Below are 558 nucleotides of genomic sequence, written 5' to 3' on the forward strand. Positions count from 1 at the left end.
TTGTACTTCTTTGCAGGCATGGTTCCGTTCTCAGGTAGGGGAACGGTGGGTCTTCATTATCCATCATTCCTGCATTGGCTGTCTACTAGTATAGTTCTAATCCTTCTGGGTTCGATTTTGATTACTTCTGGTGAGCAGACCGTCTTGAAGTGGGAGAAACGTACTACCTATGTTTACTCAGATCTTGCACCATTCCTAATAAGCTGAGGATAGGGGCTTGATGCTAATTTCAAACCCTTGCTCATTAATGAGGTCACGGTGCTTGTGAATCTGACGAAGCAGCTTGACCCAGGCGACGTGCGGCAGCAGTGTTGCAACGGCTTTGACACAGACTTTGCCCCAATCGAGGCGCACCCAAGTGGGAAAGGTTTGAGATACCCAATGTGCCAGGAGGTCAGCGATGAGAGACAGCATTAACCAGCGATAGATTCCTAGCCGAGTCTTCTGACCAAAGCAATCCAAGCCAAAGCGATGTTTGATGGTTTTGAAGAAGCCTTCAATTGCCCACCGTTGTCGTCCTAATCTCACGAGATAGACCCCGGAATCCGGGTGAGTCGA

General features: G+C 48.7%; 1 pseudogene. It reads right to left on the minus strand.

Annotated features, from left to right (window positions below):
• Nucleotides 1-371: 371 nt before the first annotated feature.
• A pseudogene (locus C7B65_RS29125) lies at nt 372-558 on the minus strand (transposase); the annotation flags it as partial.

The sequence above is a fragment of the Phormidesmis priestleyi ULC007 genome (assembly GCF_003003695.1).
Lineage (GTDB): Bacteria > Cyanobacteriota > Cyanobacteriia > Leptolyngbyales > Leptolyngbyaceae > Phormidesmis_A > Phormidesmis_A priestleyi_A.